At 56.1% G+C, this 23,095-nt stretch carries 27 protein-coding genes; 10 read left to right on the plus strand and 17 right to left on the minus strand.

All coding sequences use genetic code 11. From position 1 onward, the window contains the following. Positions 1-75 precede the first annotated feature (75 nt). The 3 genes from J0X12_RS03825 to rfaD are packed head-to-tail and all read left to right on the plus strand — an operon-like array spanning position 76 to position 3,130. On the plus strand, positions 76-654 hold the full coding sequence (locus J0X12_RS03825) for a D-sedoheptulose 7-phosphate isomerase (protein ID WP_207042426.1): 579 nt from the start codon (positions 76-78) through the stop codon (positions 652-654). Between the two features lie 5 nt (positions 655-659). Further along, positions 660-2,135 (plus strand): D-glycero-beta-D-manno-heptose-7-phosphate kinase, encoded by a 1,476-nt coding sequence (rfaE1, locus tag J0X12_RS03830; RefSeq protein WP_207042427.1) that lies wholly within the window; start codon positions 660-662, stop codon positions 2,133-2,135. Between the two features lie 2 nt (positions 2,136-2,137). Beyond that, entirely contained in the window at positions 2,138-3,130 is a 993-nt protein-coding gene (gene rfaD / locus J0X12_RS03835) for an ADP-glyceromanno-heptose 6-epimerase (RefSeq protein WP_207042429.1), read from the plus strand. Positions 3,131-3,133: 3 nt separating this feature from the next. Here the strand turns inward: rfaD and J0X12_RS03840 are convergent, their stop codons facing one another. The 9 genes from J0X12_RS03840 to J0X12_RS03880 are packed head-to-tail and all read right to left on the minus strand — an operon-like array spanning position 3,134 to position 9,837. After that, positions 3,134-3,457, minus strand: coding sequence for a cupin domain-containing protein (locus J0X12_RS03840; RefSeq protein WP_207042430.1), 324 nt, complete (start codon positions 3,455-3,457; stop codon positions 3,134-3,136). Next, on the minus strand, positions 3,447-3,899 hold the full coding sequence (locus J0X12_RS03845) for an MmcB family DNA repair protein (protein ID WP_207042431.1): 453 nt from the start codon (positions 3,897-3,899) through the stop codon (positions 3,447-3,449). The genes J0X12_RS03840 and J0X12_RS03845 overlap by 11 nt, the downstream gene beginning before the upstream one ends. Further along, a complete protein-coding gene (locus tag J0X12_RS03850; protein ID WP_207042432.1) occupies positions 3,892-4,260 on the minus strand; it encodes a helix-turn-helix domain-containing protein in 369 nt (122 codons plus the stop codon). Before J0X12_RS03850 ends, J0X12_RS03845 begins: the two co-directional genes overlap by 8 nt. Before the next feature lie 25 nt (positions 4,261-4,285). Then, entirely contained in the window at positions 4,286-4,972 is a 687-nt protein-coding gene (locus J0X12_RS03855; protein ID WP_207042433.1) for a Smr/MutS family protein, read from the minus strand. Continuing rightward, entirely contained in the window at positions 4,953-5,639 is a 687-nt protein-coding gene (locus J0X12_RS03860) for a LutC/YkgG family protein (RefSeq protein ID WP_207042434.1), read from the minus strand. Before J0X12_RS03860 ends, J0X12_RS03855 begins: the two co-directional genes overlap by 20 nt. Beyond that, positions 5,639-7,063, minus strand: a complete 1,425-nt coding sequence (locus J0X12_RS03865; protein WP_207042435.1) for a LutB/LldF family L-lactate oxidation iron-sulfur protein — start codon at positions 7,061-7,063, stop codon at positions 5,639-5,641. The genes J0X12_RS03860 and J0X12_RS03865 overlap by 1 nt, the downstream gene beginning before the upstream one ends. Beyond that, a complete protein-coding gene (locus J0X12_RS03870; RefSeq protein ID WP_207042436.1) occupies positions 7,063-7,836 on the minus strand; it encodes a (Fe-S)-binding protein in 774 nt (257 codons plus the stop codon). The genes J0X12_RS03865 and J0X12_RS03870 overlap by 1 nt, the downstream gene beginning before the upstream one ends. Positions 7,837-7,895: 59 nt before the next feature. Then, positions 7,896-9,131 (minus strand): murein transglycosylase A, encoded by a 1,236-nt coding sequence (mltA, locus tag J0X12_RS03875; protein ID WP_207042437.1) that lies wholly within the window; start codon positions 9,129-9,131, stop codon positions 7,896-7,898. Positions 9,132-9,147: 16 nt separating this feature from the next. Continuing rightward, positions 9,148-9,837 carry a Tim44/TimA family putative adaptor protein gene (locus tag J0X12_RS03880; protein ID WP_207042439.1) on the minus strand — a complete coding sequence of 230 codons (690 nt, stop codon included), beginning with the start codon at positions 9,835-9,837 and terminating at the stop codon, positions 9,148-9,150. Between the two features lie 168 nt (positions 9,838-10,005). Here J0X12_RS03880 and J0X12_RS03885 point away from each other — a divergent pair, with 168 nt between their 5' ends. Beyond that, on the plus strand, positions 10,006-10,503 hold the full coding sequence (locus J0X12_RS03885) for an FxsA family protein (protein ID WP_207042441.1): 498 nt from the start codon (positions 10,006-10,008) through the stop codon (positions 10,501-10,503). A gap of 96 nt (positions 10,504-10,599) precedes the next feature. Then, positions 10,600-11,109 (plus strand): protein-export chaperone SecB, encoded by a 510-nt coding sequence (gene secB, locus J0X12_RS03890; protein ID WP_207042443.1) that lies wholly within the window; start codon positions 10,600-10,602, stop codon positions 11,107-11,109. Positions 11,110-11,118: 9 nt separating this feature from the next. Here the strand turns inward: secB and dnaQ are convergent, their stop codons facing one another. The 5 genes from dnaQ to J0X12_RS03915 are packed head-to-tail and all read right to left on the minus strand — an operon-like array spanning position 11,119 to position 14,694. Then, positions 11,119-11,790 carry a DNA polymerase III subunit epsilon gene (dnaQ, locus tag J0X12_RS03895; protein WP_207042445.1) on the minus strand — a complete coding sequence of 224 codons (672 nt, stop codon included), beginning with the start codon at positions 11,788-11,790 and terminating at the stop codon, positions 11,119-11,121. Further along, a complete protein-coding gene (gene coaE, locus J0X12_RS03900; RefSeq protein ID WP_207042446.1) occupies positions 11,783-12,373 on the minus strand; it encodes a dephospho-CoA kinase in 591 nt (196 codons plus the stop codon). The genes dnaQ and coaE overlap by 8 nt, the downstream gene beginning before the upstream one ends. Position 12,374: 1 nt before the next feature. Continuing rightward, entirely contained in the window at positions 12,375-13,241 is an 867-nt protein-coding gene (locus J0X12_RS03905) for a shikimate dehydrogenase (RefSeq protein ID WP_207042448.1), read from the minus strand. Next, complete coding sequence (locus J0X12_RS03910; RefSeq protein WP_207042450.1) at positions 13,238-13,864, minus strand: Maf family protein; 627 nt, start codon at positions 13,862-13,864, stop codon at positions 13,238-13,240. Before J0X12_RS03910 ends, J0X12_RS03905 begins: the two co-directional genes overlap by 4 nt. Next, positions 13,861-14,694 carry a pyruvate, water dikinase regulatory protein gene (locus tag J0X12_RS03915; protein WP_207042452.1) on the minus strand — a complete coding sequence of 278 codons (834 nt, stop codon included), beginning with the start codon at positions 14,692-14,694 and terminating at the stop codon, positions 13,861-13,863. The genes J0X12_RS03910 and J0X12_RS03915 overlap by 4 nt, the downstream gene beginning before the upstream one ends. A 389-nt stretch (positions 14,695-15,083) precedes the next feature. Here J0X12_RS03915 and hemE point away from each other — a divergent pair, with 389 nt between their 5' ends. The 4 genes from hemE (at position 15,084) to rho (ending at position 19,147) form a co-directional block, all read left to right on the plus strand. Next, entirely contained in the window at positions 15,084-16,127 is a 1,044-nt protein-coding gene (gene hemE / locus J0X12_RS03920; protein ID WP_420497042.1) for a uroporphyrinogen decarboxylase, read from the plus strand. 9 nt (positions 16,128-16,136) lie between these two features. Continuing rightward, positions 16,137-17,168 carry a ferrochelatase gene (gene hemH / locus J0X12_RS03925; protein WP_207042456.1) on the plus strand — a complete coding sequence of 344 codons (1,032 nt, stop codon included), beginning with the start codon at positions 16,137-16,139 and terminating at the stop codon, positions 17,166-17,168. A 55-nt stretch (positions 17,169-17,223) separates the two neighbouring features. Beyond that, positions 17,224-17,673 (plus strand): protoporphyrinogen oxidase HemJ, encoded by a 450-nt coding sequence (hemJ, locus tag J0X12_RS03930; RefSeq protein ID WP_207042457.1) that lies wholly within the window; start codon positions 17,224-17,226, stop codon positions 17,671-17,673. Between the two features lie 214 nt (positions 17,674-17,887). After that, positions 17,888-19,147, plus strand: a complete 1,260-nt coding sequence (gene rho, locus J0X12_RS03935) for a transcription termination factor Rho (protein WP_207042458.1) — start codon at positions 17,888-17,890, stop codon at positions 19,145-19,147. Between the two features lie 69 nt (positions 19,148-19,216). Here rho and J0X12_RS03940 read toward each other — a convergent pair whose 3' ends face one another. Genes J0X12_RS03940 through J0X12_RS03950 form a run of 3 tightly spaced genes read right to left on the minus strand, consistent with a single transcriptional unit; the run spans position 19,217 to position 22,736 of the window. Further along, positions 19,217-20,191, minus strand: coding sequence for a quinone oxidoreductase family protein (locus J0X12_RS03940; RefSeq protein WP_207042459.1), 975 nt, complete (start codon positions 20,189-20,191; stop codon positions 19,217-19,219). A 36-nt stretch (positions 20,192-20,227) separates the two neighbouring features. Further along, entirely contained in the window at positions 20,228-20,707 is a 480-nt protein-coding gene (locus tag J0X12_RS03945) for a methylated-DNA--[protein]-cysteine S-methyltransferase (protein ID WP_207042460.1), read from the minus strand. Then, entirely contained in the window at positions 20,694-22,736 is a 2,043-nt protein-coding gene (locus tag J0X12_RS03950; protein WP_207042461.1) for a thioredoxin domain-containing protein, read from the minus strand. Before J0X12_RS03950 ends, J0X12_RS03945 begins: the two co-directional genes overlap by 14 nt. A 101-nt stretch (positions 22,737-22,837) precedes the next feature. Between J0X12_RS03950 and J0X12_RS03955 the strand changes: the two genes are divergently transcribed. Further along, entirely contained in the window at positions 22,838-23,083 is a 246-nt protein-coding gene (locus J0X12_RS03955) for a DUF6489 family protein (RefSeq protein ID WP_207042462.1), read from the plus strand. Positions 23,084-23,095: the final 12 nt, after the last annotated feature.

Here is a 23,095-nt window from a genome sequence, read left to right on the forward strand (position 1 = left end):
GACAACTCCGTGTTTGCAGGGGCGGCGAGATTATATTATGACCATTACACTTCATTCTATTCGAGGCGAGGCATTTTGGATCCGCTAGACTATTTTAACCGCGAGCTTGAGGATCATGGTGAGGTGCTGGCAAAATGCCGGACTACGCTCACCGTACCGTTTCAGGAGATGCTCACGCTCTGGGTTACCGCCATTCAGAATGGCAACAAGATCCTGTTTTTTGGTAATGGTGGCAGTGCGGCGGATGCGCAGCATCTCGCGGCCGAACTTGTTATCCGCTTTATCGAGGATCGCAAACCCATCGCCGCGATCGCGCTCAATACCGATACGTCCGCGCTGACCGCCGGGGCCAACGATCTCGGCTTCGAGGAGGTATTCGCCCGCCAGATCGACGCGCTTGGCAGGCCCGGTGATGTTGCTGTTGGCCTTACCACTTCCGGCACCAGCCCGAATGTGGTCAAAGCCCTTGAAATGGCGCGGAAAAAAGGGCTCGTTACCACCGCTTTCACGGGTCGGGATGGCGGCCTCATGCCGGAACTCGCGGATGTGTCCCTGATTGTGCCGGCGCAATCCACCCGACGCATTCAGGAAATGCATATCACTTTCGGGCATATGCTCTGCGGCGCCCTTGAACAATCGCTGAAACTGGTCTGACGCCCATGGAAAACCGTTCCCCCCTTCTAAATATCCTCGATAAAGTGTCCTCGGTCGATGTGCTGGTGGTTGGCGACGTCATGCTGGATCGTTTCGTTTACGGCAGCACCGCCCGCATTTCACCTGAAGCGCCGATCCCTATTCTCAGCATTACGCACCAGTCGCAGATGCTTGGCGGGGCGGGCAATGTCGTCCGCAATATTGCTTCGCTCGGCGGGAAGGCGCGGCTTATTTCCGTCATCGGGGAGGATGCGGAAGGACGCGAGATTGAAAGCATTTTCGCGACCCAGGGCGCCACGACGCCCCACCTGGTGAAGTCGGTCGGTCGACCGACTACGGTCAAGACCCGCTTCATCGCTGATGGACAGCAGCTCCTGCGCAGCGATCATGAGGCAACCCACCAGTTACAGCCGCAAACTGCGGGAAATGTCATCAAAACCTTTCAAGGCGCCGTGAAAACCGCCGACATTATCGTCCTCTCCGATTATGCCAAGGGGGTTCTCTCCGACACGGTGCTGCGTCATGTCATCGCGTATGCGACGGAGAAAAACATTCCCATTATCGCCGATCCAAAGGCGCGGGATTTCGGCCGCTATGCGGGGGTTACCTTGCTGACCCCGAACCGCAAGGAGATGATCGCAGCGAGCGGAATGCCCTGCGGCTCCAATCACGAGGTGGAGCAGGCAGCACGCGAAGTGATGCGCAAATCCGGCGTTTCTGCCATCCTCGTTACCCGGTCCGAGGCAGGCATGAGCCTGGTCACAAAGGACGACGCCCATCATATCGCCGCGGAGGCGCAGGAGGTGTACGATGTTTCCGGTGCGGGCGACAGCGTGATCGCGGCACTCTCCCTCGCGCTGGCAGCCGGGGCGTCGCTCACCGACGCGGCGCGCATCGCCAACCTCGCCGGCGGGATCGCCGTCTCGAAATCCGGCACGGCCGCCGTGACCAAGGCGGAAATCCGTCAGGCATTGCATAGCCAGGAAATCGGCGATATGGAGGCGAAGATCGTCAATCTTGACATGGCGCTGGAGCGGGTCTCCAACTGGCGCAGCCGCGGCCTCAAGGTCGGTTTTACCAATGGATGCTTTGATCTGGTACACCCGGGGCATATCTCGCTGATGCGGCAGGCGCGCAGCGAGTGCGACCGGCTGATCGTCGGACTCAACACCGATGACAGCATCCGGCGACTTAAAGGCGAGGGACGGCCGGTCACGAACGAAAATTCCCGCGCCATCGTGCTCGCCAGCCTGTCCGATGTGGACCTCGTCGTTCCCTTCGCAGAGGACACGCCGATCAGGCTGATCGAGGCGGTCAAGCCCGATGTTCTCACCAAGGGAGCGGATTACACGAAGGAAACCGTTGTCGGCGCGGATATCGTCGAGGCCTATGGCGGGCGGGTGCATCTGGCATCCCTGAAAGAGGGTTTCAGCACCACCGGCACGATCGAGCGGTTGCTCGCCACCAAGAAAGAGGCGTGAAAATGGGAAGTCTTATCCTGGTGACCGGCGGCGCGGGCTTTATCGGCTCCAATATTGTCGCGGCGCTGTCTGAGCGCGGCGAGAAAATTGTTATCTGCGACTGGCTGGAGCAGGGCGATAAATGGAAAAATATCGCAAAATCAACCATTGCCGACTTTATCGACCCCGATGAACTGGAAAGCTGGCTCAACAAGAACGACAGCCGCATTGGCTCGATCATTCATATGGGCGCCATCTCCGCCACCACGGAGACGGACGGCGACCTGATCCTGAAGCGTAATTTTCGCCCGACAAAGCTGCTCTGGCGTTTCGCCGCGGATAACGGTGTTCCGTTTATCTATGCCTCCTCCGCCGCGACCTATGGGGACGGGGCGGCGGGCTTTGACGATGACCAGAGCGAGGCGGCGCTCGGGAAGCTGCAACCGCTCAATCTCTACGGCTGGAGCAAGCATGCGTTCGACAAGTTCGTTGCGCGCGAACTTTCCCGAGGCGCCATGACGCCACCGCAATGGGCAGGGCTCAAGTTTTTCAACGTTTATGGCCCGAATGAATACCATAAGGGCGGCATGAAAAGCGTAATCGCCCAGTGTTATCCGAAAGTCGCGGCGGGAGAGGCCGTGACCCTGTTCAAGTCCCACAACCCGGACTATGAGGACGGCGGACAACTCCGCGATTTCGTCTATGTGAAAGACTGTGTCGACGTTATCCTATGGCTTCTGGATAATCCGAAGGTTTCCGGCCTTTTCAACCTCGGCACCGGCAAGGCAAGAAGCTTCAGGGACCTCGCAAGAGCCGTTTTTGCGGCCGCCGACAAGCCCTCGCAAATATTATATGTCGATACCCCGATCGAGATCCGCGATAAATATCAGTATTTTACCGAAGCCAATATGCAGAAACTCCGAGCCGCAGGTTTCGGCGGCAACTTCCGCAGTTTAGAGGATGGCATCAGCGATTACGTCACCAACTACCTCGCTAAAGATGACCCGTATCGGTAAGGGCTAAAACCCCTTCGGCTGCACCTTCAGGAATTCCACCTCGATAAAGGCGCATTCGAAGTCGTTGCCGTTTTTCACGTTATGTTCGACGCCGACCTCCCGAAAATAGGGAACGCCGGTCTTGAGCTCGGCGCGGGTTGTTTCGCCATTCGGCAGGTCGATATCGAGAAAGCCGTCGAACAGCGGCACAACGACATAATCATATTCATGGGTATGCCAACCGGTGGCGTCGCCACGGTTCTTGAAGCGCCATTCGGTAACGCGGGTGCGGGAGTTATCGATAAAGACGCTGGGGATGGCGGTACCGTCGGGGGCGCTAGAACACATTGAATTTCTCCTTTATCGGGTTTTCGGTTTCAAGTAGGCGGCGCGCGGCAATCCGCGCAAAACGGAGCGTGACATTCCGCCGCCGGGCGGCATTAAGGTTGAAATCAGCGGAGGTGCGGGCAATGGCGCCGCCGAACGCGTCCGCGATGATCAAGCCGTGCTTGTCAGGCAGGAGATCCTGCGGGAATTCCGCATCGACAGCGAAATAGAATTCATCACAGAATTGGAGATATTCGCTCCATTTTTCATCGACACGGTAATCGGCGGGGCCGGATTTCACCTCGACAATGATGATCCGCCCTTTTTCGTTGATGCCCATAACGTCAACCCGGCGGCGAATGCGAAGTTTTACCTCCATCAGGCTGTCATAGCCCATGTCATGGAGAAGCTTCTGCACCCCGCGGGCGAGGCGTGTTCCCTTGTCGGAGCGGGAGTCACTCATGATCGCGCTGCGTTGTTTTGAGATAGTGCAGCATCTCGGCGAGGGCGTACTCGGGGAGGTCTCGGATTTTATTCGCCAGCAGGTTGGCATATTCCGTCGCAATCGGGCTTAACCCGCTGGTATCCACTGTTACTTTCGGGTGGGAGAGGGAAGCGAGGCGCTGCAATTCCTCCGCGTCGTCCCAGATGATATTGAAATAGTCGCAGATTTGCGCCACCAGCGACCAGGACGGGCGGCCGCGATGACCATGCTCGAGCGCCGACAGGTATGCCGAGCTGATATCAAGGTCGGCGGCCATTTTCTTCAGGGTAATCCCGCGGCTTTTGCGCAGTTTCCGGACACGAAGGCCAAAGGGGGTCATGGAACTGTCCTTCTTCTCGTGTGTTTCAGGGGCGGCTGCGCCGGAGCAAGACATAGAGCGCACCGCTGCCGCCATGTTTCGGCTGTGCGTGTCGGATGTCAATAACCAGTTGGCGCAAATCCGGCGCCATCAGCCATTTCGGCACGGCTTCCCGCAGGATCCCGGACTTCTCGCTCTTCATGAAGGGGGCGTCGTCGGATTTTTGCTTCGACGATCCCTTACCGGTAATGACAAGCACGCAACGCTTCCCCTGGATCTGGGCGGCGGTGATAAAACTTCTGAGCCGGCGATGGGCCTCCGCACGGGTGAGGCCGTGGAGATCGAGCTTTCCGTCAATTTCCATCTTACCCTTGCGGAGCCGTTCCGCCGTGCGTTTGTCCAGCCCGGGAACATTCTGCCGGAGGGACGGTTCAACGGCTTGTGCCCTGCGCTCCAGGGGGGCGTTGGGCCAGCTCTCCATCGCCTTTTTAAGCGCTACCGGATCAATGGAACGGCGGGCCGGGGGTGTATTTGGGGTCGGTGTTGCCGTAATTGATACCATAGTGGTGTTGTCTTTTTCTGTTCTTTCCGAAGTCGGCACCTTTATGGTGGCGTTCTCTTCGCCGGTAAAGCGATTTGACTCTATCGGGTCAACGGATCGCGCCACATGATCCCAAAGGTCACGGTCAGCCTTAGACAGGCCTTTCGGTCGGTTAGTCTTGCGGGCCATCATCAACTATCAGGATATGCAATCGGCGCGGTCCATGGGCACCCATGATCAGCGTCTGCTCAATATCCGCCGTGCGCGATGGGCCGGAGATGAAATTGACGGTACGCGGCAGGTTTCCCGCGCCGTAAGTCTTGCGAAGCCGTTCCCAGCTATCCTCCAGCGTTCCGGTAATCTGGCTCGCCTTGATTACCACCACATGATTTTCGGGCAGGAAATTGAGCGTTGAGGGCGTCTCCGGGCTTGAGGCCATACAAAGCGTTCCCGTCTCGGCGATCCCCGCGAAGGCGGGGGTGAGGCTTACCTCATCCTCGGGCGCGGCGGCACCGCGCTTAATCTCCAGCATCGGTGTCTTGTCAAAGGGCAGGCTATCGAGGGATTTATCCGGGGACATCTTGATCCGGGTCGCAAGATTATGCGCCGTAAGGTAATCACGGAGCGCCTCCGGCACGTCATCGAACGAGGAAATGCGCGCCACCGTCGCGGCCAACGCCTCCGCCTTCGCCTGGAAAAGATTGACCTGTTCTTTATGCGGAATATTGGTGCGTTTGGGCACGATATTCGGCGCATGCCCCTCAATCCGTGCCTTGAGTGCCTGTGCCGCCTCTCCCTCTAGCGGGCCGCGGCCAAGATTATGGCGTATGCGGGAGAAAATCCTGTCGCGAGACGGCATTATTTCCCCTCCCGCTGCTGCTTTTTCCACTGATCCATGAAGGTCGTCCCCTCCGGCGCGGGGAAATCGCGGACCGAGCTCCAGCCCTTCATCAGGGGGAGTTTCCGGATCACGCCCTTCTTCCCGGCCATTAGTTTCAACGCGCGAGCGCTCACCCTTGTCATCAGGCGATAAAGCTTGGGTCTTTTCGCGAAGAACGCCCAGATACCAATGCCCCAGCGCTCCGGCTTCGGGGTGACCTGGGTTTCAAAGGCCTGTTCGCGCCAGTGCCGCATAATCTTGGGCAGGGGGATGCGCACAGGACAGACTTCCTCGCACCGCCCGCAGAAGGTGGAGGCATTGGGCAGGTGGCGTGACTCCTCCAGCCCGACCATATGCGGATTGAGCGCCGCCCCGATGGGTCCGGGATAGACCCAGCCGTAAGTGTGACCACCGACGGCCTGATAGACCGGGCAATGGTTCATGCAGGCGCCGCATTTGAGACAACGAAGCAGGTCCTGCTTGTCACTCCCCAAAAGGTCGCTGCGCCCGCTATCGACCAGCACCACATGGAAATTCGCCGGGCCGTCAATATCCTCCATCCGCTTGGGGCCGGTGGAGAAAGTCGTATAGACGGACATTTCCTGCCCCGTCGCGGACCGGGCCAGGAGGCGGAGGAAAAGACTCGCATCCTCCAGGGTTGGCACGACTTTCTCGATACTGGAAACCGCGATATGGGTCTTGGGCAAGGACTGGGTGAGGTCGCCGTTGCCTTCATTGGTGACAATCACTGTCGATCCGGTCTCCGCGATCAGGAAATTCGCGCCGGTAATGCCCACATCGGCGTTGACGTACTTATCACGGAGGATGCTGCGCGCCTCGTTCACCAGCGCCTGCGGATCCGTAATTCGCTCGGTAAAACCGTATTTTCCGTGATTTTCGTGAAAAAGCTCTGTCACCTGATCTTTTGTCTTATGCAGCGCAGGCGCAATGATATGGCTGGGATGTTCATGGGCAAGCTGGATGATATATTCACCCAGATCCGTCTCGATCGGCTCGATCCCATGGGCGGAGAGATGCTCGTTGAGGGCCATTTCCTCGGTGATCATGGATTTGCCCTTGGTCACTGTCTTGGCGTTGGCATCACGGCAAATATCCAGCACCACCTCCCGTGCCTCTGCATAACTACTGCACCAATGCACCCTGCCGCCCTGAAGAAGGACCTGATCCTCGAAATATTCAAGATAGTAGTCGAGATTCTCAAGAATATGGTTCTTGAGATCCCGGGCCTGGTCGCGCAGATCCTCGAATTCCGGGAGTTCCCCGGCGGATTTTGCCCGGGCAACCGGAAAACCGCCCTTTACCTTGGAAAAGGCACTCTGGATGTCCTTGTCATGCAATGCCTCATGGGCACTATCCTTGAAACGGCGGCTCGTGACCTGCATCAGCTATCCCCCTCCCCAAGGCCGGGTTTTTCGCCCATACCGGCGAGAATTTCCGCGACATGCATCACCTTCATCGGGGCGCCCCGGCGCTTCAGTCGCCCGGCGATATTCATCAGGCAGCCGAGATCCCCGGCGGCGAGGGTACCCGCACCGCTCGCCAGAAGATTTTCGATCTTGGTGTCGACCATGGATTCAGAGATTTCGGAATATTTAAGGCAGAAGGTCCCGCCGAATCCGCAGCAGGCTTCCCGGTCCTCCGCCTCCTTAATTTCCAGACCCTCGACCGCACCGAGCAGGGCCCGTGGTTGGTCCCTTACCTTCATTTCGCGCAAACTGCTGCAGCTGTCATGATAGGTAAGGGTCGTGTCAAGGCGGACATCTTCTGGCCTGTAGCCGCAGATATCATGAAGGAAGGAAGTCAACTCATAGGTACGGCCGGCAAGCTCTTCGATCGCCACCATCATGGTGTCGTCCCCTTCAAAAAGCTCTTTATAGTGATGACGGACCATGCCGGCGCAGGAACCGGATGGCGCGACCACATAGTCAAAACCCTGAAAGGCCCGGATTACCTGGGATGCGATCTCTTTTGCGCTTTCCTTGTCACCGGAATTATAGGCAATCTGGCCGCAGCAGGTCTGTACCTCAGGCACCATTATGGTGCATCCTGCCGCCTCCAGCAGCTTGACTGCCGCGAAGCCAACGGACGGGCGGTTCAGGTCGACAAGGCAGGTGACGAACAGGGCCACATTCTTCTTTTCTTTGGGCGCGGACATGTATTTCTCCCTATTTCTCAACGAACTATACCGTCTGCACGCTGGTTTCGCCAGATACCTTAGGACAACAGATCCGGATTTATCCTTTCCGCCAATGCGTTCGGTAAGAAAATCCAGAGCTGCCCCTTACTTTTCATGCGCCCGGACATGTCATAGGCGTACTCCCCATGGCCCCAGAAGACATCGCCGCGCACCGGGCCGACGATCGCCCCGCCGGTGTCCTGCGCCATCATCAACCGCTCGAATTTCTCGATTTCCGCCGGGCTGCTGGCGGGCGCAACTTCTGTCGCCAGCCACAGAGGTACACCAAGCGGAAGCCATTTACGATCGACGGCAAGGCTGCGCTCGGGCGTCAATTCCACCCCTTGCGCGCCAATCGGGCCGCCCGTTGCCAATTCACGGAAAAAGACGAAGGAGGCATTCTTCTGCATCAATTCCGTCGCTTTATCGGGGTTTTCCTCGAGCCAGGTCCGGATCGCCTGCATCGACATCTCTTCGCGCGGTACATAGCCCTTGTCAATCAGGTCGCGGCCAATGGCGAAATAGGGATGCCCGTTCTGTGCCGCGTAGCCGACGCGGAGTTCGCTGCCATCGTCCATTTCCACAAGGCCGGAGCCCTGAATATGCAGGAAGAAGGCATCAATATCACTATCCACCCAGACAAGCTCCAGTTCCCGATCGGCCAGCGCGCCCTTTTCAATACCGGCGCGGTCGGGATAGGGGAGAAGATCGCCCCCCACAACCTTGCCCGCAATACGCTGACCCTTCAGCTCTTCGCGGAAGCGGCCGAGATCGACCATCACCAGTTCGGGCGGGCGCAGGTATAGCGGCGTGAGATAAGGTGGCTTTTTCTCGCGACTGCCGTTCAGGCTCGCCTCGTAATAGCCAGTAAACAGGCCGGATTTTTCGTCATTATTGCGAATCTGGAACGGCGTGAAGTTCTTCTCGAAAAACTGCCTCCGCATGTCCGGTTCAGGCGGTAGTGCCAGCGCGGCGGCACAAAGCGGCTGCCAATCCCCGGCAGTTCCTGCCATGCCGACGCCCCCCATCTGGCGGGTTTCCGGCAAGGTGGCGATTTTCGCGCAGGATTTCAGGAAGGCGGGAAAGACTCCCGCAAACTCTTCCTCGTCCCAGCCCGGGAGGGCGGAAAAGGTCGATTTTTCAAGAACAAGCTTGTCTTCTGCCGGCGGTTTTACCTGAAAATACCAGATGCCGATCGCCCCCAGAAGTAGGACGGCCAGAACCAGGCCAGCGCCGGTTTTTCGATTGACGGAAAAGAGGGAACGCAACACCATGTTTCCGCGCCGCGGCCTAGTCTGCGCGGCGGGTAGTGATTAGCAGCCAGTTCGGATTGCGGGACTTAAGGTTGCGCGCGAAGGTCCAGAGTTCCTGCACTGTGTGCGGCTGGGGGTCCCCGGCAACGACAATGCCTTCTTCATTCTTGGTCATGCTGATCATCTCGGCTTCAAACCGGATGGTGATTTCAGCGTCCTTTCCTTCCAGTATCGCATCGGTGATTTCGGCAGAATGAACCGCGACGATATCCGTCGACATGATTTCATTGCGATCTTCCCGGTCCTGGATGGAGTTTTCGAAATTCTCATAAACGGTTTCGGAAAGGAGTACCTTCAGTGTTTCCCGATCACCCCTGGCAAAGGCGACGACAATGGCTTCATAGGCGGCCTGCGCCCCCTCGACGAAAGTTCTCTGGTCGAAAGTCTTGTCAATCCGGCGGATGTCACCCAGCGTTCGCATCAGCGGTGTGTCATGGAAGGGGCTTGCGTCCGCGCCCGTCTTGTCACCAAGCAGGACGACATTATCCTCGACCGGTTTATCTTCAAAGTCACCTTTATGCCCTTCGACCGGGCGCCGTGCTTTCTCTTCCGGTGGAGATTGCTCATGGCCCATACGCCGTCCGAGCACGCTGCGAAGCCTCAGAAAAATAAACCCCGCAACCGCCGCGAGCAGAATGATGTCCAGGAACTGAAATCCGTTGTCCATAATGTTATCTTCAAATTGGGTTTGGTAAAATTTCCAATAGCCCTTATGTAAAGGATAGGTCTGTATAAGAAGTTAAAGGGTTACATGTCATAGGTCCAGCACCTAATCAATCCCCCACTTCCTGCGCGCCTGTTAGATACATAGAAACTTTGTTAGGGATAAACAAGTTTGGCTTTATTGTTTTTGGCGGCCCTGATCGGTATTCCCCTTATCGAGATCCTGGTCTTTGTAAAAGTCGGCGGCGAAATCGGGGCGCTCAATACCGTTATTATCACCGTTGTCACGGCACTTATCGGTGTCGCACTGATCCGTATCCAGGGGATCGGCGTGCTGATGCGTGCGCGGGCCACGCTGGACCGACAGGAAACACCGGTCAATGAAATATTCGAGGGGATTTTCCTGGCGCTGGCCGGTCTGTTTCTGATTATACCGGGCTTTGTCACCGATACGGTCGGCTTTTTACTGCTGATCCCGCCGCTTCGCCGCGCGCTTGCGGCCTATATGGCGCAGCGGTCAAACTTCGTCGCCGCCAACGTTCGCCAGCGCACACAGAAAAACAGCGGTACGGTAATCGACGGTGAGTATGAAGTGATTGACGAGGAGGCGACCTCGATCGAGAACCGCACTAACCCCAATCCGGACAGTCCCTGGAAAAAAGAAAAATAGCCGCTTCGGACTTGCCGGTCCGTCGCATCCATGATAGCCACTTTGGCAAAATCCGCAGGCCATGACGGCCGACATATTTATAGGAGTGACCCGTTCATGTCAGATGAAGGAACCGAAGGAACCGCCAAAGGTGGGCCAGAGGGCCAGGAAGCCCAGACACAGCCTTCACTTGCGATTATTCGTCAGTATGTAAAGGATATTTCCTTTGAAAACCCGAATGCCCCGGCCAGCCTCGATCCCGAAAAGGGTCAGCCGCAGGTAGAGCTCGCCGTCAATATCCAGGCCCGTGCCGGCGGTAACAACCTTTATGAGGTGGAACTGCGTATTGAAGCTAAGGGCAATCACGGCGAGGAAGCGGCGTTTGTCGTTGAGCTGGTTTATGGTGGCCTGTTCATGCTCAGGGATTTTCCGGCAGATACTCTCGAGATGGTCTGCATGATCGAATGCCCGCGGCTCCTCTTCCCGTTCGCGCGGCGCGTGATTGCCGATGCAACGCGGGACGGCGGCTATTCCCCGCTGATGCTCGATCCGATTGATTTCAACCGGCTGTACCAGGATCACAAAAACCAGCTTGCTGCGCAGCAGATGCCTGCCGGTCACGCCTGATCAGCTAGTTCAGGAAGTCTGCCGCCAGAGGGGATCTTTGATCTTCTCGAGAAAGGCGGCATGGGCCGCACGTTCCGCGTCGCTCGCGCTATGGGGACGGGGCGGCCGGACTTCCCGGGCAACAGTGGCCGACATTTGCGCGCCGCTTTCCTCAAGCGAGAGCCCGCGCTGTCGTCCGCCGATCAGTTCAAGATAAACCTCCGCCAACAGTTCCGCATCGAGAAGCGCGCCATGCTTGGTTCGCGCCGAGTTATCAATGCCGAAACGCCGGCAAAGCGCATCAAGGTTGGCCTGCGCGCCCGGGAATTTCTGTCGCGCCATGGCCACGGTATCGATACTGCGGGACATGGGAAGGACCGGACGCCCGAGACGGGAAAGCTCCGCGTTCAGGAACTTCATATCGAACGCCGCATTGTGGATAACCAGAGGATCGTCTCCGATAAAGGCGAGGAATTCGTCAATTTCCTCGGCAATGACGTTATGCCCCTTTAGAAATTCGGCGCTCAATCCATGCACCTTGAACGCAGCTTCCGGCATGTCGCGTTCCGGATTGATGTAGCGGTGGTAGGTTTCGCCAGTCGGGATATGGTTGATCAGCTCGATGCAGCCGATTTCCACGATCCGGTCACCCTCCGCGGGCTCAAACCCTGTGGTTTCCGTATCGAGGACGATCTCACGCATCTTTCAGCTGCTCCACCAGTTTCTTAACCTGCTCGAAAGTTTCCTCCATGCTGCAATGGGTGTCGATAACAAAATCTGCCTTCTCGCGCTTTACCGCGTCATCGACCTGTCGGGCGAGGATCGCCTCGAATTTTTCCGCGGTCATTTCCGGTCGCGCCAGCACCCGTTCCCGCTGCACAGGGGCGGGGGCAGAGACGACCACGATCTTATGGACCCGGTCTTCACCGCCTGTCTCGAAAATCAATGGAATATCAAGGACAACGAGGGAGTGGCCCTCTTTCTCCGCTTTCTCGAAAAAGGCCGCGCGACCACTGGAAAGAAGTGGATGTATGACTTTCTCAAGCCGCTCTATCTCCGCATCATTCCCAAGAACGAGCTTGCTGAGTCGCTGCCGGTCGACATAGTCCTCTGGCACGGCGTCGGGAAAAGCCTCACGGATCGGCTCAACACCGGCGCCGCCTTTCGCATAGAGCTTGTGAATTTCCGCGTCCGCGTCATAAACCGGAATACCGAGTTTACGAAACATCTCGGCCACGGTTGACTTTCCCATGCCGATAGATCCGGTCAGCCCCACAAGCAACATGTTATTTCCCTTTCAATCCATCCAGCACATGGCGGCGCAGCGCCGCGTCCACCTCGGGCGTTATACCAAACCAGGCCTCAAATCCCGCCTTCGCCTGATGCAGCAGCATGCCAAGACCGTCAACCACGATACTGCCCCGCGATTTTGCCGCCGACAGCAACTCGGTTTCAAGCGGAACATAGACGATATCCGTCACGATCGCGGATTTTTTTAGCGCGTTCAGCGAAATTTCAAGCGGTGGCTGCCCCGTCATGCCGAGACTGGTGCAATTAACGAGGAGGTCAGCCGCCTCCAGGAGGTTTGAGCGGGCATCCCAAGGTGCCGCCTCTGCTGTTTCCCCGATATGTCCGGCAAGGGTTTCCGCCCGCGACAGAGACCGGTTACAGATAATGATTTTTGCCATGCCGAGATCTGTGAGTGCCACCGCAACGGCCCGCGCCGCGCCGCCCGCCCCGAGAAGAACCGCGGTCCCGCCCTTTAATTCCGATATTTCCACATGTTCGGCCAGCGAGTCGGTAAAGCCGATCCCGTCGGTATTTCTTCCGGTCAAACGACCGTCCGGCCCAACCACAACCGTGTTGACCGCACCGATCCGTTTCGCCGATGGATCGAGAATATCCACCACCTCAAACGCGGTTTCCTTCAATGGAATGGTGAGATTTGTGCCACGGAAAACGCCGCCTTCCGCCGCGCACTCATGTTTCAGCCGCGCGAATGTCTCGCCAAGCTCCTCGGGCTTGACGGGCCAAGCGCGATAGTCGGCATCAAGGCCGTATTTCTTGATCCAGTAACCATGCAGGCGGGGAGAGAGGGAATGGCTGATCGGCCAGCCCATCACCCCGGCAATCTTTGTTGTTTTGTCCGTCATGCGGTTATCCCGATTTTATGGCCACGCAGAAAATCAAGCAGCGGCAACAGCGGCAGCCCGAGGATAGAGAAAAAGTCCCCTTCGACACGGGCAAAAAGATGTGCGCCCAGACCTTCCAGCTGGTAGGCCCCGACGGAGGAGAGAATATCCTCTCCCGCCTCGGCGAGATAGCGATCAAGGAAAGCATCGTCGAAATTGCGCATGGTCAGCCGCGCCTCATCCACATGCCGCCAGATAACAGACCCACCCTTGGCGACGCAGACCGCATTGGCGAGCCTATGGGTCTTGCCTTTCAGGCTCAGGAGATGCGCGCGCGCATGATCCATATCCACCGGCTTGTCGAACCAGATATTATTGCAGTCAAGGATCTGGTCGGCGCCGATGACCAGGGCTTCCGGCGCCTGTCCGGAGATGCGCGAGGCCTTGAGTTCGGCCAGCGCCACCGCCGTATCCGAGGCGGGCGCACCGGCACCCCGCATGGCGTGCTTGACCTCGTCTTCATCCACATTTGCCGGGAGAATGGAAAAATCCAGCCCGGCACGCGTCAGCAATTGTGCGCGGGACGGGCTCTGCGACGCCAGGACAAGGTCCGACCTCGGGGATTTCGCGGGTGTTCCGGTCACAGCATTCTGTCCCTGGTTTCTTCCTTGCGGCGGTTATAAAGGGTAATGATCTGGGCGGCGGTTTCCTCGACCGAGCGGCGCGAGACATCGATAACCGGCCAGTCTTCGCGAGTGCAGAGCTTGCGCGCGAATATCACCTCTTCCTTGATCCGCTCCCGGTCGACATAATCCGTATCGACCTTCTGGTTGAGGCTGAGCAGCCGGTTCTTGCGGATCTGCGACAACCGGTCAGGACTGGTCGTCAGCCCGATCACCATCGTCTTTCGGCTGAGATTAAACAGCGACTCCGGCAGCTTGATATTCGGCACGATTGGAATATTCGCCGTCTTGATACCGCGGTGGGCAAGGTAAAAGGAGGTCGGTGTTTTAGAGGTGCGCGATACCCCAACAAGAACGATCTGCGCTTCGTAGAGGTCATCGGTCATCTGCCCGTCATCATGGGCCATGGTGAAATTCAGCGCCTCAATGCGGCTGAAATAATTCTTGTCTAGCATATGCTGCCGGCCGGGCAGACGGCGGATTTCCTGCCCAAGGAAACTGGAGAAGGCTGCCAGCACCGGATCGAGCACCGAAACGCAGGGAACTCCGACACGCTGGCATCCCAGCTCCAGTACATCGCGCATTTCCTTGCTGACCAGCGTATACAGCACAAGACCCGGCTTTTTTACAATGGATTCAAGGATATCGTCGAGTTGACGGACAGTCCGCGTCAATGTCCAGACATGCTCGACGGGGGAAATCCCCTCAAACTGAACCAGCGCGGCCTTAGTCATGGATTGCAGGGTTTCCCCTGTGGAATCCGATACCAGATGAAGATGAAATTCCGACATTTTGCTGCGTGGTTATCCTGTGAGTAATGTGAATAACAGGGATAACATGGCTGTTTGGAAAATCACAAAATTTTTCTCCCCGGTGCGGTTTTTTTTAACCGACATTTGTACGGCTGTGGGCAAAGAAATGAAGCTTGTCTGAATTACGGGTATATTTTCGCGAATAACCGGACCCAAATGAGTTATCCCCGTAATCCCCGATTTTTTTGTGAGCCAATCGGTCCTTTCTCACGTAGATATCAACAAATATGTGAAATGCTGGATTTTATCCCCAGAGTTTCTATAAAGGGCGTGGATAGAATTTTATCCCCGTTACCCACGGCGTACTACAACAACTACCACCTTTTATATAAATATATTATTTAAAGGGATAAGTTTCCGGGAAGGGAATAGGCGTGACAGTTTCAACAAATAAGCCCCTGCTGAAAAGCCTGTCAGGGGAGGTGCAATCAAGGCCCCCATTCTGGCTCATGCGCCAGGCAGGGCGCTATCTTCCTGAATATCGTGAAGCACGGGCAAATGCGGGCAGTTTTCTTGACCTTTGCTACAACCCGGAGCTTGCCGAGGAAGTCACCCTTCAGCCCTTGCGCCGTTATGGCATGGATGCCGCCATCCTGTTTGCCGATATTCTGCTTATTCCCCATGCGCTTGGTCAGCCGCTTGCCTACAAGGAAGGCGAGGGACCGGTGCTTGATCCCATCCGCGCGGCGACGGAGCTTGGCAGGCTGGATGTCACCGATATCCATAAAACCCTCGACCCGGTCTATGAGACTGTTGCCCGGCTGAGCCAGTCGATCCCGAAGGACTGCACCCTGATCGGGTTTGCCGGGGCACCCTGGACCGTTGCGACCTATATGGTCGAGGGTCGCGGATCGAAGGATTACGCCAAGATCAAGCATTGGGCCTATAGCGATCCCGTTGGATTCGATGTGCTGATGGACATTCTGGTCGAGGCGACAACGGCATACCTACTGAAGCAGGTGGCCGCCGGTGCCGAGGTGATCCAGATTTTTGATACCTGGGCCGGCGTGCTTCCCGACAATGAATTCAAAAAATGGTCCATAGAGCCGACAAGGCGCATCGTTGAGGGGCTACGTAGCCAATATCCCGAATTACCCGTCATTGGCTTTCCCAAGGGCGTGGGGGGGAACATTATCGACTATGTGAGGGAGACGGGCGTGACGGCCGTGAGCCTGGATACGGGGACACCGCTCGACTGGGCCGCACGGGAAGTTCAAAGCCTTGTTCCGGTGCAGGGTAATCTTGATCCGATGCTGCTGGTTAGCGGCGGCGTGGCGATGGAGGATCGGATCCGGCAAATTATTGATACATTTGTGAAAAATCCCTTTATCTTCAATCTTGGTCACGGGATCGTCCCGCAGACCCCGCCGGAAAATGTCGCCCGGCTGGCCGAGATTGTCCGCGGCGACTAAGGGAAAGTCATGGCAAAAAAGGCTGTTGTGCTGTTTAACCTTGGCGGGCCGGACGCTCCGGAGGCAGTCGAGCCGTTTCTGTTCAACCTGTTTTATGATCCGGCCATCATCCGGCTGCCGACGCCTTTACGCTGGCTGGTTGCGAAGCTGATTTCCCGCCGCCGAGCCCCGGTTGCACAGGAGATTTATGCATTTCTGGGAGGATCTTCCCCGATCCTGCCGCAAACGAAGGCGCAGGCCAAGGCACTGGAACACAGCCTCAATGACGGTGCGGATGATCTCCATAAAACCTTTATCTGCATGCGTTACTGGCACCCGTTTGCAGCGGATGTGGCGCGTGAGGTGAAGGACTGGAACCCTGATGAGGTAATCCTGCTACCGCTTTATCCGCAGTTTTCCTCGACCACCAGCGCGTCCTCCCTCAAGGATTGGCAGTGCGCGGCAAGGGGTGTTGGGCTTAATGCACCGACGGCGGGGTTCTGCTGTTATCCGACCGAGGCGGGATTGATTTCGGCCTATGCTGAGCTGATTGAACCGAAACTCGCGCAACTGCAAGGAAAACCGTGTCGGCTGCTCTTTTCCGCCCATGGATTGCCGCAGAAAATTGTCGATGCCGGCGATCCCTATCAATGGCAGGTGGAACGGACGGCGGAGAAAGTTGTTGATAAGCTTGGTGTTGAAAATCTTGACTGGAAAGTCTGCTATCAAAGCCGCGTCGGGCCGATGAAATGGCTGGAACCCTCGACCGAAACCGAAATTCACCGCGCCGGGGAGGAGGGGATCAGCCTTGTAATCGTCCCCATCGCCTTCGTTTCTGAGCATTCGGAAACCCTGGTGGAGCTCGATATCGAATATGCCAAGCTCGCAAAGAAAGTGGGTGTTGACGAATATCTTCGGGTCAATACGGTCGGGGTTCATGAAGATTTTATTGCCGGTCTCGCGGCGATGGTTTTGAAGCTTTCCGGCCAATCCATTCAAAGCGAGAACGGCGGGCGGATATGCCCTTCGGGATTTAAAGATTGTTTGATGCTGGCGTCATGACGCAATATCCCGTAAACATCAGTTGTGATTGATGATTTAGGAAGAGGGACTGACCTTGGACAACATTTTGGCCGATATTTATCCCTGGGTGAAGTCCCTGCATATCATCTCGGTCATTGCCTGGATGGCGGGCATGTTTTATCTGCCACGGCTCTATGTCTATCATGCGGATGCGGCCCCGGGATCCGAGCTGTCGGAGACCTTCAAGGTCATGGAACGGCGGCTATTGCGGGGAATTATCAATCCGGCCATGATCATGACCTTTATTTTCGGCGGATTGCTTCTGCTGACGCCGGGCATTGTGGACTGGGGCGCTCCCTGGATCTGGTTGAAGCTGGCATTGGTGTTCCTGATGGCCGGATTTCACGGCAATCTGTCGAAATGGCGGAAAGAGTTCGCCGCGGATAAAAATCAGCGGCCCGCGAAATTCTATAGGCTTGTCAATGAGATACCGACTGTTCTGGTCATTGGAATTGTTATTCTGGTCGTCGTAAAACCGTTCTGAAAATCATTTCGGTCCGCATATTTCATTTGACTAATTCCCATAATGCTGGCAATAGAAGCGTAACTTCATTGGACAATTTCTGCTCCACGGTCTCATTGCATCAAAAATATATTCGCAATTTTCACAAGACCCATCATTAACGGTTTTCGATATATCCGTCCGACAGTGATCTGTTAATCCCTCTTACCTTCCTCATTACAGCGTAGAAAAATACATGAATCTTCAAGAGCTTAAGAAAAAATCTCCCTCCGAAATCCTTGAACTGGCGGAAACGCGCGAAATCGAGAATGCGTCCACCTTGCGCAAGCAGGAACAGCTTTTCGCCATCCTCAAATATGAGGCGGAAAACGGTGCCGAAATCACCGGTGGCGGCGTACTGGAAATTTTACAGGATGGATTCGGATTCTTGCGCTCACCCGATGCGAACTATCTTGCCGGGCCGGATGATATCTATATCAGCCCCAGCCAGATCCGCCGTTTCTCGCTTCGGACCGGGGATACGGTGGAAGGGCAGATCCGCAGTCCAAAGGACGGGGAACGATATTTCGCTCTTCTCAAAGTGCAGAAGATCAATTTCGAAGACCCTGAAAAAGCCCGCCACAAGATCAATTTCGACAACCTCACCCCGCTTTATCCAGATGAGCGCATCAAGCTGGAAACCCCCGATCCAACAGCCCATAATATCAATTCTGCCCGCGTGATTGATCTTGTGTCACCACAGGGCAAGGGCCAGCGCGCACTAATTGTTGCGCCGCCCCGGACCGGTAAGACCGTCCTCTTGCAGAACATCGCCAATTCCATCACCACCAATAACCCGGAAGTCTACCTCATCGTTCTTCTTATCGACGAACGGCCCGAGGAAGTGACGGACATGAAGCGTTCGGTAAATGGGGAAGTTGTGAGTTCCACCTTCGATGAACCGGCCGCGCGTCACGTTCAGGTCGCCGAAATGGTGATTGAGAAGGCGAAACGCCTGGTAGAGCACAAACGCGACGTGGTCATCCTGCTCGACAGTATTACCCGTCTGGCCCGCGCCTATAACACGGTCGTGCCGTCAAGCGGCAAGGTTTTGACTGGTGGTGTGGACGCCAACGCCCTGCAGCGGCCGAAACGGTTCTTCGGTGCCGCCCGGAATATCGAGGAGGGGGGATCGCTGACCATCGTCGCCACCGCCCTGATCGAAACCGGCTCCCGTATGGACGAAGTGATTTTTGAAGAATTCAAGGGCACCGGCAATTCGGAAATCATCCTTGATCGTAAACTCTCCGACAAGCGCGTTTTCCCGGCCATCGACATCACCAAGTCCGGCACCCGGAAAGAAGAACTGCTGGTCGACAAGGCCACCTTGCAGAAAATGTGGGTGCTGCGCCGTATTCTCAACCCGATGGGCACCACCGATGCCATGGAGTTCCTGCTCGATAAACTTAAATCAAGCAAGACCAATGACGATTTCTTCGAATCCATGAATACGTAATTAAGTCAAAGTATTACACTAAAAAAGGCGCCTCAATCGGGCGCCTTTTTTATTGGTAAGAAGAGGAAGTTAGACGGTGAAGACTGTCGAACCGGTGGTCTTGCGTCCTTCCAGGTCCTCATGGGCCTTGCGGGCCTCAGAGAGGGGATAGGTCTGGCCGATATTGACCTTGATGGCACCACTGCCGACCAGTGCCATCATGTCGGCTGCGGATTTTTCAAGCGCCGGCCGGGTTGCGTTATAGGCCATCAGGGACGGTCGGGTAACATAGAGGGAGCCTTTTGCGCCGAGAATGGCGAGATCGACACCCGTGACCGGCCCGGAAGAATTCCCGAAGGAGACCATCAGACCGCGCGGGGAAAGACAATCAAGGGATTTTTCGAAGGTATCCTTGCCGATGGAGTCATATACCACCGGAACCCCCTTGCCGTCGGTGATTTCCATGACTTTTTTCTGAAAATCCTCCTCCCGATAGAGGATTGTATGGGTGCAGCCATGGGCTTTGGCCAGTTCCGCCTTTTCTTCCGACCCGACGGTACCGATAATGGTTGCGCCGATATGTTTCGCCCATTGACAGGCGAACAGGCCCACACCACCCGCAGCGGCATGAAACAGGATGGTATCGCCTTGTTTCACGTGAAACGTTCGTTGCAACAGATATTCCGTGGTCATCCCCTGCAGCATCATGGCCGCCGCGGTCTGGTCATCAATGCTGTCAGGCAGGGTAATCAGGTTATCAATCGGCATGACCCGGGCCTCTGAATAGGCGCCGATGGGCCGCCCCGCATAGGCCACGCGATCGCCAACCTTGAAGCCGGTGACGCCCTCGCCCAATTCCTCAATAACGCCGGCGGCCTCCATTCCCGTGGTTATCGGGAGGGGGGCAGGATAAAGGCCGGTGCGGAAATAGACATCGATGTAATTAAGGCCGACAGCTGTATGGCGCACGCGGGCCTCTCCGGGGCCCGGCTTCCCGACCGTCACATCTTCCCATTTCATGGTTTCGGGGCCGCCATGTTCATATTGTACGATTGCTTTTACCATTTTATTGTCCTTCTTAATTGCGCCCGTGAAACATCCTTATATATCAAGCGATTGTTGCTCATTTGGCAAGGCATTTTCTAGCCGGAGCAGGGCTATCTTTGTATCCAAGCCCCCATCGCCGGAATAGCCACCCATTTTACCGCCCGCCGCCAGGATACGGTGACAGGGAATGATGATTGGGATCGGGTTTGCCCCACAGGCCGTGCCCACGGGTTGCGCAGCGGATCCGAGGATTTTTGCGATATCCCCATAGCTTTTAGTTTTCCCCGCCGGGATTTTGAGCATTTCCGCCCAGACCTTTTTCTGAAATTCGGTTCCCGGTGGATCGAGCGGCAGATCGAAATCGCCGATTTCTCCATCAAAATAACGATTGAGCTGGTCTACAGCCCGTTCCAGAAGCGGTGTTGTACGTTGCCACTCTGATGGGACCCATCCCCAATCGAGAGAGATGATTTTCCCTTCCTCCTCGGTGACCGTGAGATCGCCGACGGGGCTGTGCAGGCTAAGCTGGGCCATGGGCGGTTGTCTCCTTAAGCAGGGTAGCAAAGGCGGCAACTGAATTGGCGGGCGGCGAACAGGTCGGCCCGGTGCACAGATAAGCGGTCGGCTTGCCTTCCAGCTTTTTCTTTCCCTTTGCCGGATGGTCGAAGGGAAGGGAGTCGGTATCTTCCAAAATGTTCACGACTTTTGACGGCAGGCTGATATCCTTTAAAACATTAATCAGGTCAATGACTTCCGCATCACTTCGGTTGCCGATGATGATCACCTGCCGGGCATTGACGAGGGTTTCGAAATTGTTGAGGAGCGTCGCGAGGGGGAAGAAATTCCGGGCAAGTTCGGACGAGAAGCAGCGTAGCAGGTTGGTTGCCTTCTCGAACGGATCCCGTGCGCCCGTGAGCAGATGCAGCTTCGCCAGAACTTCCAGCATGGTTCCGTTGCCCGACGGAACAGCATTGTCATGGGCGTTCTTGCTGCGAACGATCAGGGCTTCCGCATCATCGGCGGTGTAGAAATAGCCGCCGCCATTGTCGTCCCAGAAATGCGTGTTCAGGATTGCGACCCATTGTTCCGCCCGTTCCAGGTAAAATGCCTTGCCTGTCACTTCATGAAGAACAAGGGCCGCGCGGGCCATATTGGCGTAATCATCGAGCAGGCCCGTATGTAATGCCCGTCCCAATCGATAGCTGTGGAAAAGACGGCCATTTTGTTCCATGGAATGGGTGGTAATGGCGACGAAGGCCCGTTCGGCTGCGTCGATCCAGTGGACCTCCTCGAAATATTGTCCGGCGCGAGCGAGGGTGCTGATCATCAATCCGTTCCAGTCGGTGAGGACCTTGTCGTCAAGTCCGGGGCGAATGCGGTTTTCCCGATGATCAAACAATGCCTGGCGCCATGGCGCCAAGTCGGCCTCGGCCTGGATGTCGAGTCGATCAGGATATTTTAGCCGATTGATTATATTGGTATTTTCCCAATTCCCTTCCGGCAGGATACCGTAAATCTCGTTAAAATGCGGGGCATGTTCGCCGAGGATTTCGTCAATCTCCGTCTTGGACCAGGTATAGAACTTGCCTTCAACGCCCTCGGAATCCGCATCGATTGTCGCCGCAAAACCTCCCTCCTCCGTGACCATCTCGCGGAGAAGCCAGCCGACCGTTTCCTGTATACGTTCCTCGAACAGTTCTGATTTCGTTTCGTTATGTACCATTAACATTAGGTCGAGAATTTGCGCATTATCGTAGAGCATTTTCTCGAAATGCGGCGCAAGCCATTCCGCATCGGTGGAATAACGCGCAAAGCCGCCGCCAAGATGATCATATATCCCGCCCTGAGACATGCCGGTAAGGGCCTTGATGACGACTTCGGAGAGGGCGGCATTGCCTGTGCGAAGGTAACTGCGCCAAATATTCTCCAAAACGTAGGTCTGCGGGAATTTTGGGGCTGAGCCGATCCCCCCATGAACCGGGTCTGCCTCCTCCGCATAGCGCGCGGCAATTCGCTCCAGGACCTCTAGAGTGAGTTTCGGTCGGTCGCCTTCCTGTGTTGCATTCAGGCTTTTAAGCGCGGATTTCAGCGCATCGCGGTTCTTTGTGACTTTTTCGGGTTCATTCTTGAATATTTCTGACACCGTCCGCAGCACATTGCGAAACCCGGGCCGCCCGTAAGAATTCTCCGGCGGAAAATAGGTGCCGCCCCAGAAGGGTTCCCCGCTTGAATTCAGGAACATGGTCAGCGGCCAGCCGCCCTGTTCCCCGAGAAGGGCGAGGGCACTCTGATAGATCTGGTCAATATCCGGTCGTTCTTCCCGATCGACCTTGATATTGATGAAGAGATCGTTCATCAGCGCAGCGGTTTCCTCATTCTCGAAGCTTTCATGCGCCATTACATGGCACCAGTGACAGGCTGCATAACCCACGCTGAGCAGGATTGGCTTGCCTTCTTTTCTGGCAAGTGCAAGGGTTTCCGCGCTCCAGGGTTGCCAGTGGACCGGGTTGTCCTGATGTTGAAGAAGGTAAGGGCTGGTTTCGAGCTTCAGTAAATTTTTCATCTATTACCCTGTTCTTGGCCCCTAAATTCGGTATATAGGAGGCTGACGTGCTATGTTGTAGCAGAGCAACCGCCGCCGGATCAATGAGGAGTGCCCCGTTCATGAAGATTACTGTTGATATTGACTGTACACCACAGGAAGCAAGAACTTTTCTCGGGCTCCCCGAAGTTGAAAAAATGCAGGAAGCCGTGATGAAGGAGTTGCAGGCGAAAATGCTTGAGAATATCGCCAATCTTGATCCCGAGAATATGATGAAAACCTGGCTACCTGCCGGTATTCAGGGGTTCGAGCAGATGCAGAAGATGTTTTGGTCCCAGTTCAACAAGGGCGAAAACGAGGGGAAATAGGCGCGGTATTCC

Source organism: Sneathiella sedimenti, assembly GCF_017313765.1.
Taxonomy (GTDB): Bacteria; Pseudomonadota; Alphaproteobacteria; order Sneathiellales; family Sneathiellaceae; genus Sneathiella; species Sneathiella sedimenti.

What these genes read in the sequence shown, in the direction of transcription:
- rfaE1 (WP_207042427.1), top strand. Translation starts at nt 660, where the DNA reads ATGGAAAACCGTTCCCCCCTTCTAAATATCCTCGATAAAGTGTCCTCG.
- rfaD (WP_207042429.1), top strand. Translation starts at nt 2,138, where the DNA reads ATGGGAAGTCTTATCCTGGTGACCGGCGGCGCGGGCTTTATCGGCTCC.
- J0X12_RS03840 (WP_207042430.1), bottom strand. Translation starts at nt 3,457, where the DNA reads ATGTGTTCTAGCGCCCCCGACGGTACCGCCATCCCCAGCGTCTTTATC.
- J0X12_RS03845 (WP_207042431.1), bottom strand. Translation starts at nt 3,899, where the DNA reads ATGAGTGACTCCCGCTCCGACAAGGGAACACGCCTCGCCCGCGGGGTG.
- J0X12_RS03850 (WP_207042432.1), bottom strand. Translation starts at nt 4,260, where the DNA reads ATGACCCCCTTTGGCCTTCGTGTCCGGAAACTGCGCAAAAGCCGCGGG.
- J0X12_RS03855 (WP_207042433.1), bottom strand. Translation starts at nt 4,972, where the DNA reads ATGATGGCCCGCAAGACTAACCGACCGAAAGGCCTGTCTAAGGCTGAC.
- J0X12_RS03860 (WP_207042434.1), bottom strand. Translation starts at nt 5,639, where the DNA reads ATGCCGTCTCGCGACAGGATTTTCTCCCGCATACGCCATAATCTTGGC.
- J0X12_RS03865 (WP_207042435.1), bottom strand. Translation starts at nt 7,063, where the DNA reads ATGCAGGTCACGAGCCGCCGTTTCAAGGATAGTGCCCATGAGGCATTG.
- J0X12_RS03870 (WP_207042436.1), bottom strand. Translation starts at nt 7,836, where the DNA reads ATGTCCGCGCCCAAAGAAAAGAAGAATGTGGCCCTGTTCGTCACCTGC.
- mltA (WP_207042437.1), bottom strand. Translation starts at nt 9,131, where the DNA reads ATGGTGTTGCGTTCCCTCTTTTCCGTCAATCGAAAAACCGGCGCTGGC.
- J0X12_RS03880 (WP_207042439.1), bottom strand. Translation starts at nt 9,837, where the DNA reads ATGGACAACGGATTTCAGTTCCTGGACATCATTCTGCTCGCGGCGGTT.
- secB (WP_207042443.1), top strand. Translation starts at nt 10,600, where the DNA reads ATGTCAGATGAAGGAACCGAAGGAACCGCCAAAGGTGGGCCAGAGGGC.
- dnaQ (WP_207042445.1), bottom strand. Translation starts at nt 11,790, where the DNA reads ATGCGTGAGATCGTCCTCGATACGGAAACCACAGGGTTTGAGCCCGCG.
- coaE (WP_207042446.1), bottom strand. Translation starts at nt 12,373, where the DNA reads ATGTTGCTTGTGGGGCTGACCGGATCTATCGGCATGGGAAAGTCAACC.
- J0X12_RS03905 (WP_207042448.1), bottom strand. Translation starts at nt 13,241, where the DNA reads ATGACGGACAAAACAACAAAGATTGCCGGGGTGATGGGCTGGCCGATC.
- J0X12_RS03915 (WP_207042452.1), bottom strand. Translation starts at nt 14,694, where the DNA reads ATGTCGGAATTTCATCTTCATCTGGTATCGGATTCCACAGGGGAAACC.
- hemH (WP_207042456.1), top strand. Translation starts at nt 16,137, where the DNA reads ATGGCAAAAAAGGCTGTTGTGCTGTTTAACCTTGGCGGGCCGGACGCT.
- rho (WP_207042458.1), top strand. Translation starts at nt 17,888, where the DNA reads ATGAATCTTCAAGAGCTTAAGAAAAAATCTCCCTCCGAAATCCTTGAA.
- J0X12_RS03940 (WP_207042459.1), bottom strand. Translation starts at nt 20,191, where the DNA reads ATGGTAAAAGCAATCGTACAATATGAACATGGCGGCCCCGAAACCATG.
- J0X12_RS03945 (WP_207042460.1), bottom strand. Translation starts at nt 20,707, where the DNA reads ATGGCCCAGCTTAGCCTGCACAGCCCCGTCGGCGATCTCACGGTCACC.
- J0X12_RS03950 (WP_207042461.1), bottom strand. Translation starts at nt 22,736, where the DNA reads ATGAAAAATTTACTGAAGCTCGAAACCAGCCCTTACCTTCTTCAACAT.
- J0X12_RS03955 (WP_207042462.1), top strand. Translation starts at nt 22,838, where the DNA reads ATGAAGATTACTGTTGATATTGACTGTACACCACAGGAAGCAAGAACT.